We start from the raw sequence: 1,571 nt of genomic DNA, 5'->3' as shown, positions 1-1,571 counted from the left end.
GACTGCCAGGAGGAATTTTCCTCCCCATTTTAGCTCTTGGTTCTTTGCTTGGTGCCTTAATTGGTGCTATCTGTGTCAATCTTGGACTTGTCAGTCAAGAGCAATTCCCTATATTTGTCATTCTAGGAATGAGTGGCTATTTTGGAGCCATATCAAAAGCTCCCTTAACCGCTATGATCCTCGTAACTGGGATGGTAGGAGATATTCGCAACCTCATGCCACTTGGTCTTGTCACTCTTGTTTCTTATATTATCCTGGATTTGCTCAAAGGTACGCCAGTCTATGAAGCCATGCTGGAAAAAATGCTTCCAGAAGAAGTATCTAGCGAAGGAGAAGTTACACTTATCGAAATACCAGTTTCTGATAAAATTGCTGGGAAACAAGTTCATGAACTCAACTTACCACACAACGTCCTCATCACAACTCAAGTCCATAATGGCAAGAGCCAAACAGTTAACGGCTCAACCAGAATGTATCTGGGTGATATGATTCACCTGGTTATTCCAAAAAGTGAAATTGGAAAAGTCAAAGATTTGTTGTTGTAGTACAATCATTTACATAATTTATGTTATGTAAATGATCAGCTTGATTTATTTAGAAAACCGATTCTCAGAAATGAGATCGGTTATTTTTTACTGATGAGGAATTTTACATATAAATAATTGAACTTTATTAAAAATAAGACTATAATTAAGTTAGAAATGATAAAGCATAAAGCTAGAAAGGAGTTTACTGTATCAAATCTGTACAGTAAGATTAAAATCATGAAAAAGAAAACAATAGCAATTATATAGTGAAATGAAATAGAAATAGGATAAAACAATCAGGACAATCAAATCAATTTCTAGCTATGTAGTATTAACAGAAGTTTAGTGGGTGAGATTTTTATTATTTTCCTTATTCTGTTTTGTTTGTAGGTCTAAGTCTTTTTATCACTTTGAAAAACTCCTATAACATCTTTCTGAAAAACTATAATTTTCTTGAAAAATATACAAGTCTATGCTATACTACTAGTATACTTACTTATGGAGAAAATACATGAAACGTGAGATTTTACTGGAACGAATCGACAAACTAAAACAACTCATGCCCTGGTATGTTCTGGAATACTACCAATCTAAGCTGGCTGTACCCTACAGTTTTACAACCCTGTACGAATACCTTAAGGAATATGACCGATTTTTCAGCTGGGTTTTGGAGTCTGGTATTTCAAACGCTGATAAAATATCCGATATTCCTTTATCAGTTTTGGAAAATATGTCTAAGAAAGACATGGAATCCTTTATCCTTTATCTACGTGAACGTCCCTTGCTGAATGCTAATACAACAAAACAGGGTGTTTCACAGACAACTATCAATCGAACCTTATCAGCACTTTCTAGTCTTTACAAGTATCTAACCGAGGAGGTTGAAAACGATCAGGGGGAACCTTATTTCTATCGTAATGTAATGAAAAAAGTTTCAACCAAGAAAAAGAAAGAAACCCTTGCTGCCAGAGCTGAAAATATCAAGCAAAAACTCTTTCTAGGTGATGAAACAGAAGGTTTTCTAACTTATATCGATCAAGAGCA

Annotated in this window: 2 protein-coding genes; both read left to right on the top strand. The window is 34.8% G+C overall.

What is annotated here, in order from left to right:
• Positions 1–545 (top strand): chloride channel protein (locus DCM90_RS09840; RefSeq protein WP_191981041.1); only part of this gene is annotated, 545 nt, incomplete at its 5' end.
• Between the two features lie 493 nt (positions 546–1,038).
• Positions 1,039–1,571: site-specific integrase (locus DCM90_RS09835; protein WP_225366035.1), on the top strand; the 533-nt coding region annotated here is incomplete at its 3' end.

Origin of the sequence: Levilactobacillus bambusae, assembly GCF_003124125.1 — a bacterium.
GTDB lineage: Bacteria > Bacillota > Bacilli > Lactobacillales > Lactobacillaceae > Levilactobacillus > Levilactobacillus bambusae.
Note: the sequence above shows the minus strand (reverse complement) of the source record. Positions and strands in the feature narration are given on the sequence as shown.